At 45.2% G+C, this 13,278-nt stretch carries 10 protein-coding genes; 4 read left to right on the forward strand and 6 right to left on the reverse strand.

What is annotated here, in order from left to right:
• The first annotated feature begins 100 nt into the window (after positions 1-100).
• The gene (locus tag AC58PV_RS05715; protein ID WP_497431300.1) at positions 101-673 is read left to right on the forward strand and encodes a GbsR/MarR family transcriptional regulator; all 573 of its coding nucleotides are present in this window, start codon (positions 101-103) and stop codon (positions 671-673) included.
• 82 nt (positions 674-755) lie between these two features.
• Here the strand turns inward: AC58PV_RS05715 and AC58PV_RS05720 are convergent, their stop codons facing one another.
• A complete protein-coding gene (locus tag AC58PV_RS05720) occupies positions 756-1,520 on the reverse strand; it encodes an EcsC family protein (protein ID WP_497431387.1) in 765 nt (254 codons plus the stop codon).
• A gap of 197 nt (positions 1,521-1,717) precedes the next feature.
• Between AC58PV_RS05720 and AC58PV_RS05725 the strand changes: the two genes are divergently transcribed.
• The 3 genes from AC58PV_RS05725 (at position 1,718) to AC58PV_RS05735 (ending at position 5,044) form a co-directional block, all read left to right on the forward strand.
• Positions 1,718-3,817, forward strand: coding sequence for an ABC transporter transmembrane domain-containing protein (locus AC58PV_RS05725; protein WP_497431301.1), 2,100 nt, complete (start codon positions 1,718-1,720; stop codon positions 3,815-3,817).
• A gap of 57 nt (positions 3,818-3,874) precedes the next feature.
• Positions 3,875-4,387 (forward strand): hypothetical protein, encoded by a 513-nt coding sequence (locus AC58PV_RS05730; RefSeq protein WP_497431302.1) that lies wholly within the window; start codon positions 3,875-3,877, stop codon positions 4,385-4,387.
• A 177-nt stretch (positions 4,388-4,564) separates the two neighbouring features.
• The gene (locus AC58PV_RS05735) at positions 4,565-5,044 is read left to right on the forward strand and encodes a hypothetical protein (RefSeq protein WP_497431303.1); all 480 of its coding nucleotides are present in this window, start codon (positions 4,565-4,567) and stop codon (positions 5,042-5,044) included.
• 113 nt (positions 5,045-5,157) lie between these two features.
• On the opposite strand, the gene AC58PV_RS05740 is transcribed toward AC58PV_RS05735, so the two are convergent.
• From AC58PV_RS05740 to AC58PV_RS05760, 5 genes are all read right to left on the reverse strand, one after another.
• The gene (locus tag AC58PV_RS05740; protein ID WP_497431304.1) at positions 5,158-6,648 is read right to left on the reverse strand and encodes an alpha/beta fold hydrolase; all 1,491 of its coding nucleotides are present in this window, start codon (positions 6,646-6,648) and stop codon (positions 5,158-5,160) included.
• A gap of 14 nt (positions 6,649-6,662) precedes the next feature.
• Positions 6,663-9,233, reverse strand: a complete 2,571-nt coding sequence (locus AC58PV_RS05745; protein ID WP_497431305.1) for a diadenylate cyclase — start codon at positions 9,231-9,233, stop codon at positions 6,663-6,665.
• A 168-nt stretch (positions 9,234-9,401) separates the two neighbouring features.
• On the reverse strand, positions 9,402-10,466 hold the full coding sequence (locus tag AC58PV_RS05750; protein ID WP_497431306.1) for a polysaccharide deacetylase family protein: 1,065 nt from the start codon (positions 10,464-10,466) through the stop codon (positions 9,402-9,404).
• Positions 10,467-10,582: 116 nt separating this feature from the next.
• Positions 10,583-12,277: an ATP-binding cassette domain-containing protein gene (locus AC58PV_RS05755; RefSeq protein ID WP_497431307.1), complete on the reverse strand. Its 1,695-nt coding sequence runs from the start codon at positions 12,275-12,277 to the stop codon at positions 10,583-10,585.
• On the reverse strand, positions 12,268-13,152 hold the full coding sequence (locus AC58PV_RS05760; RefSeq protein WP_497431308.1) for an energy-coupling factor ABC transporter ATP-binding protein: 885 nt from the start codon (positions 13,150-13,152) through the stop codon (positions 12,268-12,270). The genes AC58PV_RS05755 and AC58PV_RS05760 overlap by 10 nt, the downstream gene beginning before the upstream one ends.
• Positions 13,153-13,278: the final 126 nt, after the last annotated feature.

Here is a 13,278-nt window from a genome sequence, read left to right on the forward strand (position 1 = left end):
ATCGACTTTTAGTATACTCTTTCTAGCAGCCATTGTTCTTTACTTTTTCAAAATAGTTTCTTACAATAACGATGTAAACCTAAAGGTAGGGTGAGAGATAATGAATCATATAGACGGCATCAGCTTAGAACAAGATCTCGTCATACAAAAGGCGCGAAAACGAATTATTGAATCTATTGGAAACAACATGGATTTATATAGCGTTAGTCAATCTACCGGTCATCTGTACGGTTTACTTTTATTTCAAGAAAAGCCGATGACATTAGACGAAATGGGAAAAGCTATGGAAATGAGTAAAACCAGTATGAGCACAGGCGTGCGGACACTGGTTGATCTTAAAATGGTGAATAAAGTGTGGGAAAAAGGTTCCCGCAAGGATCTCTATGAGGTCGAATCCGACTGGTTCCAAACCTTCGCTGATTTCTTTGGCCTCAAGTGGCGCAAGGCGCTTGAAGTTAACCTGCTTGCTCTCACCAAATCCAAGAATGAATTCCGAAAACTGAGCGAACAATTTCCTGACAGTGTCTCCTTACAAGCTGTTCTCAAAGGGGATTTGGATAAAATAGATGCAGCCATTCATTATTACAAATGGCTTGATAGGCTTATTGATTCGTTCGAGTCGGGGGATATTTTCAAGCTAGTTCCCAAAGACTTACCCTCAGACCAATCATAAATGACGGACAACAAGAAAAACCTGAACGATAGCTGGACATTAGTCCGACTGTCGTTCAGGTTTTTGCGTTCCCATTCAATGATTACTTACTGGCGTTCCTAGCTTTGTCTTGCAAATTGCGCATCCGATAGCAGTTCATGCCTACCACGCCCAGCTCTTCCAGCAAGCCAAAGTTAGCCCATGCGCCAACGACAGCCCCGATGCCGGGGATGAGCTGAAGCATTTTACGGAAATCAATCGTGTCCCGGTACTCCTGCTGCAACTGCAACCAATCGACTTGCTCCATGTAGTCGGCGGCAGGCGGGAAAGTCTGCGAGATATCTGGCCACGTCTTAATCGTATGAAGCAGATCCGGCTTCTTCTTCGAGCTGGAGAAGGCCAACTGGAACACGTACAGGATGAACAATCTTTCTCTGTAATCCTTCGTAGAATACCCGTAAATATGTGCTAATTCAAAAAGAAATTTCAGCTTAATCCCAATCAGAACAGGGAAATCGGCAAGACCAAGTAAAATCCCACCGGCTCCTGCACCTGCGCCTTCCGCGGCGGCGATTTTTTTGTAGAGTGACAGCAACTCCTCGGCTTTCGCATCGCGTTCAGCCATGGATACACCCTTCAGTGGCTCAGCCGCTGGCATATAATTGATTCCGAACAACGTTGTTTGCACAATCCCTTTCACCGTCGCGGTAATCGTCGTGTGGATTTTCTCGGGAATCACTTGATTGATGCGATTTTGAACAGATTTAGATGCACGTTCGATCAGGTTGGGCTTCTTCTGCATACGAATTCCCCACCGCGTCAGCTTCCTCTGTATTTCCTGTTCGTAGTTTGTGTACGGCTGTTCCAAGACTTCACCACCGTCAGTTAGTAATAGTTGTATTATACACATGAACAAGCTCTCTCTACCTAATTTTTTACCGAATTATGACAAATCATGTCGTTTACAACCCAAAAAAAGTGCTGTAATCTTATCTTATTGAAAGGTGGCGATTACTCCTGGATTTCCTACGAACACTGCTAAACCTTTGGATTCCCTATAAGCGTTTGACCGGCATTTTTTTATTCTGTCTGCTCATAGAAGTTGGATATTCGGTAGCAGCTCCTATCAGCCTGAAATATCTGGTTGATGAGGCTTTTACACCAAAAAGCGTGCATAACTTCGCCATCATCCTTATTGTGCTGTTTTGCAGCGGCTTTCTCAACATTTGTGCAAGTATAGGCGGTGAATACGCGTTAGGAAATCTTGGCGGCCAGATCGTCAAGAAACTTCGGATCGAACTGTTTACTCACTTGCAGAAGCAATCGCTTCCTTTTCATCAAAGATACCGCGTTGGTGATCTTGTCACCCGATTCTCGACCGATATGGGCTCCGTGGAAAGAGTGGTTCGTATCGCATTCCCCTTTTTTCTGAAGGAAGCTTTAAGTGTCTTACTCGGACTGATTCTATTATTCTCTATTGAATGGAAGCTCACTTTGGCCATGCTTGCTGGTTCCACGCTCATGTTAATTGGGCCAAGACTCCTTCAAGGGCGTGCGGAAACCGCTAATGTGAACTACAAAGAATCGCAGGAACGATTCACCAATACGATTGATGAGATGGTTAAGGGACATAAAACGATAAAAAGTTTGCATCTGCAAACCAGGTTTCAGGAGCGCGCCCGTAAACAAGTGCATGAACTCTTTACCTTTGGGCTGAAATTGCAGCTAGCTGGATCGATGATGGAACGCCTTCCACTAATCTCACTGCTAGTTCTGAATGGGATTATGATTGGCTTCGGCGGATACTTGATCTTCCACGACATGATGAGCATAGGCGGTTTCATGGCCTTTTTCACCTTATTCTTAAGCGTAGGGCAGTCAGGGTCGAATCTATCGTCCATCATCCCAGGCCTTATCGATTCAAGTACAAGCTTTCATCGGATACGGGAAATTCTTGATCACCAGCCTAGCGTTCCAGAAGATGCTCACCCACTAGAGCTCCCTCCTTCTCTTCCTTCGATCCGGATGGATGAGGTGACTTTCGGTTATACCGCGGAGGCCGATCAGCTACATAACGTAAGTTTACAAATTGCTCCTGGGAGCTATGTGGCATTTATTGGCCCCAGTGGTTCTGGGAAAAGTACGGCATTGCAGCTGCTGTCCCGCTTTTATGATCCCAAGCAAGGCTCGGTCTCTATCAATGACTATGACCTACGTACCTTGAGCGAAGCCTCTTTGCGCAAACAGTCCACACTTGTTACACAGGATACCTTCTTATTTAATACGACCATTCGGGATAACCTGCTGCTGGATAGTGGTGCATCTGAGAATGAAATGATAGAGGCTGCTAAGCAAGCGAACATCCATGATACCATTGTAAGCTGGCCTAACGGATACGACACAGAGGTACATCATGAAGGCGGCTCGCTTTCTGGTGGCGAACGTCAACGTTTGTCGATAGCAAGAGCCCTGTTAAGGAAACCGAACCTGCTGCTGCTCGATGAGGTAACGTCAGCATTAGACCCGGCTACCGAGTCCGACATTAATCAGCTCATCGAACGGCTTAAATCCGAGAAGACGATTGTATCCGTGACGCATCGACTATCCTCCGTCATGAACGCCGATTGCATTCATGTCTTCCAAGATGGCCGCATCGTCGATTCCGGTACCCACCAAGAGCTTCTAACTAAAAACAATCTATACCGCACCTTATGGGATAAGCAGTACGGATTCAACCTGTCTCAGGATGGACTCTATGCGACAGTGGATATGGACAGGCTTGCCAAATTGCCTTTCTTCGAAGGCATTGCACCTTCATTGCTTAAGAACATCGCGCTGTTGTTTACAACTGAAACCTGTAAAGAAGGCGAGGATATTGTACGCGAAGGCGATGAAGGCAACAAATTTTACATTATTGTCCGTGGTAAATTTGAAATTCTAAAGCATATGCCTGATGGCGGGGAGCGGCGGGTCGCTGTTTTGCAGGATGGGGATCATTTTGGCGAAATTGCGCTGCTTCACAATGCCCCTCGGAATGCGACCGTTAGGGCGTTGGGCCCATCGGTTCTACTGTCTGTCCGGCAAGAAGCGTTTCACCGCTTAATGGCCGAACATCCTCAAATTAAGCAATCCTTGGAGCAAACGCTTCAGAAGAGAATGGGATAAAGACTGGATGCCAGAGAAAATCTGAACATCAGAAGTTTAGGAAGGAGGAACACGTTGATGTTAAGTTACCACAAGTGTGTGAGTGATGACGATTTCGCTAAGGCCAGTATATTTCTGTTAGCCCGCAAGCGCGACCTGCACCCCGCCTATTCTACCTTGGAAATGGTCACCCTCATATATTCCTACGTGACTCAGGGCCACCTGATCTGTGCAAAGAATGCTCAGAACCAAGTGGTTGGCATAGCGGCCTATTACTATGGAACACCAGCGCAGGATTTTCAGGATACGGATATTGCCCTTGTGGACGTGGCTATTGCTGACAAAGCTTACCGAGGATCACGCTTGTTTATCCAAGGGCTGGTGTATATGGTCAATGAGATTATTGCGGGAGGTCCAGAGGTCCAGGAACTCAGGCTTGCAGCACTAGCCGACAACGATTATATATGCCGACTGTATGCCAAATTTACTAGCACAAGCTCTGTTCGTGAGGGTACACATGGGAAAGAAGTCGTTTTTTGTGAAAAAATTAACATTTTAAGGGATACCCTAAAGAAATTCACTAGGATATAATGGAAGAAGAAGTACAAATAACGACAATAAGGAGGCTATCCGTATGTTTCCAGTTCCCCCTACTATCGACAAAGGTTCCAAAAAAGGAAGCGGCTTCGGAAGAATCGTTAGGGTTAACGATTCACTTCGCGTACAGCCACAGTAATGTCTTATGAATTTCGAGTCAGTGAATTTGAAATGGATCATGAAGCCTATATGGACTTCCTGCTGCGTCATCACGACGAACTGAATTTGCCTTACACGTTCGGCATGAAACTCAGTTTCATCGGTAGCCCGCTCTTACTAGGTAAAGCCATGCTCATCATCAGCGAAGAGTCCTACGACATCGTCGGCGCGGCCGGCTTTGGTTACGGCACGGGCCCCGGCGACTATGAGGACCAGCATATATGTCAGATCGAAGTTGCCTTTATTGAGAAAGAGCTGCGAAGATCAACTTTATTCGTACAAGGATTACGTGCACTGATACATGCCATCAAAAAAGGCAATCCAGACGTCCGGCAGGTTCAGTTCTGGACTTCCGCGGCTGAGGATGGGCTGAATCGGCTCTTTGCCAAGTTCCTAGCTTTGCCCGGATCCACCAAATCCATTGTGAACCACTTGGCTCTCTTTACAGTACCGTTCCATGAACTTGAAGCTTATTGTAATCGATTGAGGTAATGGTGCGAATTGTTGAATAGGATAAAAAGGAGTTAGCCTCTGCAATGTGGCTAGCTCCTTTTTGGGTTAATAATATTTAGTAAGATAAGTTCGTTGTGACTAGTTCCCTTTATTTACAAAGCACATGCTGGAACGTACCCAGGATTCATGAAATCAAATACTTGTATGGGACCAGCAGCGGTCAAATAATGTCCTACAAAGACAGCTACACCAAATGGACAATTTAGGTATAAATCAACTTTATCAATACCCTGTTGTTTTAGTCTATTCACAGCAGCTTTAACTTCAATTGCATACGAAACTGCCTGTTCTGCACCACTTATACTTCGCTGACCAGCCCCTAGCTGAGGGGTCAAATTAATTAAAAGCTCGTACTGAACATCACTTTGTTTCAAATGAGAGATAACTGTCTTCTCAATATCATTAGAGACACTAAGCACAACGACAGCACGTTTACTGTTTGAATTGTTACCAAAACTTTGTTTTACATTCACTTCAAATGAAGGATCATGTCTCAATGAAGACCATATTCCTTCACCTTGGGCTACTTCAAGTACAGCCCCTCTTGCTTGAGAAAATCTGCTCCCGATGAGAATTCCTCCGGGCAAACTAAGACTAGCATATACCCGAACGCATCGTTTCATAGCTCGATTCTGTGACCAGATATCAGCGGCTTCTCCTAATGCCTTTGCCATAATACTCCACTCAGATGTTGTAGGCAGCCTTCTAGGGGATGTATATGCATCAAAATATGCAGTCCAATTCAATTCGATCTGCGGCTGCACTTCATATTGCTGCTTGTCATAGCCATGTATATGAAAAATCATTGCTTTAGAACTTATAGATATAGGTTCCAAATGCTTGTGCAAGAAATCACGAATCGTTTTATAAACTGTACTGCTGCTATCAACCTTACATATACTCGAATGTCCTTCATCGACTGCAATTACTTCTGCTCCTAAGTATAAGGGAGTTGAGGAGGCACTCGCTACTACCCGATCACGCTCCCCACGCAAGGCAATCTGTGAAATATTATGTTTCAAATTTTCTGGCAAAGCCTCCACTCCGCCTCTATATGCATACTTGTTCCAGTTCCCCTCAAGTAAAGCAAGTTGCGGATTTTTTCTGCGTAACGATTTTATTTGCTTATTAGCAAATATCTTTGGAAACAACTCAGCCAATCCGGATCCATGGAAAGGAACAGATAAGTAAACAACGCCTTTTACACTTTTCAGATTACTACTGTCAAATGTTTCATAGCGGTTCACGATATACTGCTGTACCACTAACCCGCCCATACTGTGCGCCACGAATACTATATCCTTCCCAGGCAAATTGACCTGAATATCCGAGTGCAATAATTCTGCCACCGTCTTGAAATCATACTGCCAAGGCTTCAAACCAGTACGATAGCCATAACTGTAAAATTCCGCATCTCTTAATAATGGATCTTGATCCAACATTTCAATAAGTGTCTGAGAGTAGGAATCTTTTCGCCAAGTGTCGTAAAGCCCCCCTCCTATACCATGTAGAAAGATAACTGCTAATTGACACCCTGGAAACCCAGTTCCTACTTTTAGGAGTTGTGCTTTCTGTATGCTCATTTGTTTCTCCTCAATTATTCATCTTCTGGTTGCTTTTGTTTGATACCATGCTGTTCTAATGCAGCAGCTACTTCGGGATGATCTTCGGCTAGTTCCATACCGTATTCCTCTAACAACTTTTTGAGGCCTTCGCTATCACGCTTATTATTCTTTTTTTGCGAGTAACTGGTGAGAGCATGCAAAAATAAGGAGACTTCCTGTTTAATAAGTTTCTCTATTAATGTGAGAGTTTGTTCTTCTGATAATGCCATTTCCGAACTTATATAGTCATCTAGAGATTCGTGTAAATTTCCTAAATCTTGATGTTGATACCCACGATTTCGAAAAAGTACATATTTGTTAAATTTACTCATTTCTATTGCCTTAGTATAATCAAGTAAAGCGTTGTTGAAGCATTCTGCTTTCTCCATTTTATTCGATAGTCTTCCAATTCCGGTTAAGGCAAGGGCGCGGTTATTATACTCGTGATGGTTGATCTTAGAATCTGCTGCCCCTTTCATTACTATTTCAACTTGTTCTATAGCATTTTTGAAAGATTGCAGTTTACTATCTTCTGAAATTCCAATACTATATCCATGTCTAATAAAAGAAAGCGCAAGAGCGCGATTATATTTTAAAATAATATGACCACAAGCCTTCAAGCCTTTGTCATAATAATATGTTGCTTTGAAAAAGTGTTTTTTCCCAGAAAATGTTTCTGCTATTTTAAAATAATGGTGATGATCTATCGCGGTTTCACTTTCAACTTCTTTAAGACGTCTGTCGTAGTATTGAAGAGTTTCCTCATTGATTTCATCATTATCTTTTATATAGCTTATCATTGCTCTCACCCTCTGTCGTACAATGGCTTCGTTTGCCTGTTCAGGAATCAAATTGACCATGCCGTCCTCCGAGATTATGGCGATGACGCACCCTTTTTTATCTGATTTCAACTTTTCAAGATAACGGTGAGCCGAATGAAACCTAGCTCCACGACTTGCATCTCCAAGATGCTCTTGAGCCAATCCATCTAAAATTACACCAATAGCGTGACAAGCACCCGTTGTGTCAAAATAAATCGCACCATCAATGGATGTAAGATGTTTAATGAATGCCGGGCTAATCTCAGTAGGTTGGATCGGGGTAGACTGTTTTCTAAGCTTCTGCAATTCACTTTTCGCAGTTATGTCATCAGTAATTACAACCATAGTTCCACTTTGTTGTTCAGTTGCCTTCTGAATGATAAGCCGGAGCTTTTCAATCTCCTTTTCAGTGATAGGGAGAATAGCTTCCTTAAACTGTGCTTTAATAGTGCGTTCAAAAAGCTCAGGCGTAAAGCCCCCGGAACCAATTCCCGGATGTTTAAAAGAAATACTTGTTAATTTGCGTGATACAATTTCTAAATTCATGGTCATTTTGAATATCTTCGCTTCTTCTTCTGCCACAACATGAGCGTCCGTATCTTGCTTCTTTTCCGTTGTGACGAGTAGGAGATCATATCTAGATATTCCCTTGAACTCCACTTTGAACAATAGGTTATTCCCAAGCTGGCCCCAATCTATTTCACCCACACCATAGATGGCTGTATCATCAGCAATCAAGTACAAATCTTTCTCCTTGTTTGTTAGTTCAAGTAATTTTCTAATTCGCCGAGCATCTTCTAAATAAATAGGCTGATGATTTTGAAACCTGATTGAATATTTAACAAGCTTGCTATCTTCCAGCATACTAGTATTAAGAAGAAGCATACAACCAAACGGAATCTCACCTTCATACGTCCTTGTAGAAATTCCATCGATCTTCTCAAGCAAGTTGTTAATGTAATATTGATTTCTTTCCGTTTCTGTCAATTCCATATCTGCTCTTGAAACATCATTTAAATCGAAACCGTTTGCGATAAAGTCCTGTGTTTTCCCAAAAAATAAGCGTGCCATCCTTTGAAGGAACTGACTGCTATTCTCTTTGTACTTAATTTCAACTTTGTTATCCTCATTAACGAATAGCAATTCCTGATTACCAGATACCTTATAATAATCCTTGAAATAATAATCCAAGATCATTCGAAGAAAGGATAACTGTGGCCTTTCAAGAAAAATATTTCTTGTAACCGAATCTGTATATTCAATCGACAAAATGTATTTAAGGGTGCAGTGTTCATCATCTATTTCAAGCTCAAAACTATTGGAGTAGAAAATATTCCATTCATTTGTTTCTTGTCTAAGTGGCTGCTCCTCACTACCTTCAATAGCAGCTCCATTCTCGCTGATATTGGACTCAGCTAGTACTCCTAATGGACGCAAACTAGTTTTAAAGCTAGCTGTGTCAAGATCAATAAGGAATTCTTTTAAGTTTATACCCGGGTCTTTGTGGGCTAAGCCAATCTTTCTAAAAACTTCCTCTGGGCCGCTTAGGTCTTCTTGGATAACATCGGTTTCTTGACCTTGAAGATCACTTAAAACACTTTTAACTCGAACTGTTTGAATACATTCTTGATTCTCATCCAAAAGGAAAGCATATAGCTTTAAATCTAGTCTGTCATCCAGTTTTTGCAGAACTTGTTCTAGATTTTCGTATACTTGCTTATTTATATACTCAAATACTTCCAAGGAAAACTACCACCCTTTATAGTAATATTTTCCTGTCAATATTAACATATATAGTCTTTTTGTCACTATACTTATTTAGATTTTTAGGTCATATTAACTAACAAGTCCAAACATTCTTCTTTTTAAGTATAAAATATTAAGAAGCTATAGGGACAAGAAAACGACTCCCTAATTGGCTTTGTGAAGCTTGTTTATGAAGGCTTTCAGGCTTTCTTCCCCGTTAATAAACAACCTTTTCAGCAAATAAGGTGACTGTTGGTTCGTTGTGTATCCTTGCTCAATCGTAAACGCATAGCGAAAGCCATGCTCTTTCAAGAGCTTCAACGTTGTTTGATTATATTCCCCATAAGGAAAGCAAAAAACGTCTGCTTGTGTGCCTAACTGCTCCTCAATTAACTTTCTAGCTTCTGTAATCTGATACGCTTGTTCTTCCGCTGATAGCTTAGGTAGATGAGGATGTGTCATGCCATGCGGCTGAATGTCCCAGCCTGCTTGTTGGAGCTGCTTAACCCCTTCCCAACTCAAATAACTGGGGTCCTCGACCATGCCTGGTGACATGAAAAGTGTGGCAGGGAAATTGTATTTGGCAAGAATCGGCATCGCCTCCTCCACATTATCCACATACCCATCATCAAAGGTGAGCAGTACAGGCTTATTTGGCACCACGATCCCGCTTTTCTTTTCAATTAGGTTAATGAATGTGTCGAGAGAAATAGGCGTGTACCCATGGTCATGCAGATATTTCATCTGTGCCTCCAGCTTGGCGGGAGAAATAACGACTACATTTCCTGGATCTATAGTGACACTATGATAATTGAGGACGGGAATGCTAACTTTAATCGAGGCAAAAGGTGTGGCAGCCCCATTGGGCATGTAGGTGTCTACTGTAACGGATGTTGTCTGAGGTGGGGGTGGCTGCTCAGGCTTGTCCAGTGGTAGGGAAGAAACCTCTACGGGTGTAGGCAAAGTCTGAGGCATCGGATCAGGAACAGATACAGTTACAGGGGCAGGCTCAGGTACAGGTACAGGTACAGGTATAGACGTAGACACAAGTTCAAGGTCAGACACGAACCCAGGTATAGACACAGGAGATTGAATCGATTCCTCGGCTTGTACTTCTATGAGAATGGGAGCTGTCGAAGAATTAACACCACTGATAACTAAGAGCAAAAGAAGTGTAAACAACCCCGCTAGTAATGTATAAAATAGGAGCCACTTCCTACGGACGTTCATAGTAAACCACCCATTTCTCTGGAATAATCTATTACTCTATTTGTAAGCAGTAATGGAGAGAAATATTCCTAGATTCGGATAATGGGTGGGATACTATTTATGTGCAACTGATACGGCTACGTAACTAACAAAAGCCCCCATGCAAGTAGAGCAACCACCGCTAAAATTGTGTCCGTTCTCTTCCACTCTAGCGTGTTCTTCCGGAGTAGCAGCGTTGTACCGTCGATCTGTTTCATCTCCATTGCAACGGTCATTTGTTCTGCTTTGTGGAACATTCCTAGTAATAATGGCACTACCAGCGCAGGAAGATCACGCACGCGAACACTGCCTGGGCGAACAGACGCTTTCCCTCGGGCTCGCACGATGACCGAGAATTGCTGCCACTCCCGCATGATGAGCGGGATGAAGCGAAAAACAAACGAAACCGCCAAGGAGAACGAGGCCACGGGCAGCTTCACCTTGTACAAATATTTTAATGCCCAGTTCAATCCCTGAACGAGCTGACCATAAGGTGTCGACTTGGCAAGCCAGTAGCCCGCCAGCAAGACAACAAATAAGCGTACCAGTAGGAAGGCTGTGCTCCAGCCATTGCTCGCGGAGTAGCCGAGCGGCGAGAGTTCGATCCCTGCTAGCGCGACGGAAAAGATCAGGAAAATCGCATAGGTCCACGCGATTTTCTTGATCCCGCGCAACGCGCTGCGCGGTAGACCGAGGTACGCGCAGCCGACGAGCGCCGCGGCCACCGCGAGGCTGCCCCACCCCTGCTGCCCCATCGTACCGATGGCGAGCAGTAGGTAGAGCAGCCACTTCGCGCGCGGGTCCAGACCCAGCCACCCCGCCTGCGGCGGGGGTGGCTCATGCCCAGACAGCAGCGGCTTCGCCAGCTGCTGCTGCTCTACCGCCACACTCGCTTCGCGTGTGGCCTCTATCGGCGCCGCTGCCGCAGCCGCCGGCGCACCGGCGCTGCTCGCTTCGCGCAGCGCAGCCAAGATCGCCGTCGCGGCAGCCGCCGGCGTGAACTGATCCGGCGCGATGGCGATGCCAACGCGCGCCAGCTCTTGCGAGGCCTCCGCGCAGCTCGGGAGGCCAACCCCGGTGCGCGCCAGCACCTCGGGCGCGCGGCAGAGCTGTTGCGGCGAGCCGTCGAAGACGAGCTCGCCATGGTCTAGAACGAGGACACGTTCCGCAAGCGGAAAGAACGTGTCCAGATCGTGCGTGGCGATGACGAGTCCGCCACGACCGCTGCGTTCGCGCAGCATGCGCAGCAGCTCGCGCACGGCGGCCGCCTCGAGGCCGGCGGTTGGCTCATCCATGAGGAGCCAATCCGGCGCCGTGGCGAAGGTCGTCGCCAGCGCGAGCCGGCGCTGCTCGCCACCGCTGAGCGCGAAGGGCGAACGATCCATGGCGAAGACGCCACGGGGATCGAGTGCATGGGTCGCCTCGCGGATGCGGCGCTCGCGCTCTTCTTTGTCCAATTTATAAGGCCTGAGCGAATAAGCGAATTCATGCTGTATGCTCCTTGCAAACAGCTGCTGCTCAGGAAATTGAAACGTCAAGCCGAAGCGAAGCAGTTGCTTAGGATCGGCCTTCAAGGGTTTTAGCCAAATCGGCTGCTCATCCAATGTAATCGTTCCGGTTTGAGGTTTAAGTAAACCCGACATCACTTGCAACAATGTAGATTTTCCTGAGCCCGAATGACCGATCAGCAATGTCACGGAACCTTCCTGCAACGTAAAGCTTATATCCCGAAGCAGTGTCACCTGGGGTGAATCAGCAACGGTTACTCCGACTTCCTTCACAACTATCGGCATGAGATCACCTCCGCCAACTCTTCCATGTTCAGTGGTAGAGGATCTAAATGAAGTCCCTGTTCTAACAGATGCATGGCCGTTTGAACCGCAAAAGGCGGATCAAAGCCAAGTTCCACACAAGGCGAAGATTTCTCCAATTCCTTTAATTCCTCTAATCTCTCGTATTTCTCAGGTTTTTCCCCATATCCCTCTAATTTCCCAGCTCTCTCTCCAACATCCCCATAAAAGAACCTCCGCGGCTCCCCATCAAAGGTAATCCTTCCCGCTCCAAACCCAATCACTCGCGTCGCATCCGCCACCTCTTCCAGACGATGTGTGATCCATACAATGGTCGTTCCACGTTGATGGGCTTGGCGAACTGCTTCCCTTACTTCTTTGCGAGAAGCTGGATCCAGCATCGCCGTAGGTTCATCCAACATTAGAATTTCTGGATGAGCGGCGAGTGCAGCTGCAAGGTTGACCAATTGTTTCTGCCCCCCAGACAGGGTAGCTATTGTACGGTCCGGTGAAAGTGACAATCCTACAGCAGCTAAGACTTCGGCATACCAACGCCACCGTTCTTCAGCCGTTAATCGCTGAGCTTGCGGCAAGAAATCTAGCTCCTCTGCAATCGTTTCTCCTATGAATTGGGCTTCTGGCAATTGAAGCACGCCTCTGGCCGCCTGCGTCACATCATTCGTTCTACGCTGAACTTGCCCTTCCGACAAGGGATTCAAACCTAGCAGTACGCTGGCAAGCGTGCTTTTCCCGCTTCCATTGGGTCCCACAACTGCAATCCACTCACCGCTATGAATGTCTAACGAGACACCTGACCATACGCGTCGCCCTTCTCCTGATTCCATACGATAGACGATCGAAGCATTCTTTAATGACATTAATTTCTCTTCTGTAGGCATATGTAAAAAAGTTCCTTTCACTTTTCTAGCAGGTGTGCTATCATCTGTATTGTTAACTATATTGTGAACCATTTAGTTGACAATAGATTAACAATAACAGAAACA

This window comes from Paenibacillus sp. J22FR83 (assembly GCF_059691955.1).

Bases quoted from the DNA above. Each gene is read 5' to 3' on its own strand.
- AC58PV_RS05715 (WP_497431300.1), top strand. From the start codon at position 101: ATGAATCATATAGACGGCATCAGCTTAGAACAAGATCTCGTCATACAA.
- AC58PV_RS05735 (WP_497431303.1), top strand. From the start codon at position 4,565: ATGGATCATGAAGCCTATATGGACTTCCTGCTGCGTCATCACGACGAA.
- AC58PV_RS05750 (WP_497431306.1), bottom strand. From the start codon at position 10,466: ATGAACGTCCGTAGGAAGTGGCTCCTATTTTATACATTACTAGCGGGG.
- AC58PV_RS05730 (WP_497431302.1), top strand. From the start codon at position 3,875: ATGTTAAGTTACCACAAGTGTGTGAGTGATGACGATTTCGCTAAGGCC.
- AC58PV_RS05755 (WP_497431307.1), bottom strand. From the start codon at position 12,277: ATGCCGATAGTTGTGAAGGAAGTCGGAGTAACCGTTGCTGATTCACCC.
- AC58PV_RS05760 (WP_497431308.1), bottom strand. From the start codon at position 13,152: ATGTCATTAAAGAATGCTTCGATCGTCTATCGTATGGAATCAGGAGAA.
- AC58PV_RS05740 (WP_497431304.1), bottom strand. From the start codon at position 6,648: ATGAGCATACAGAAAGCACAACTCCTAAAAGTAGGAACTGGGTTTCCA.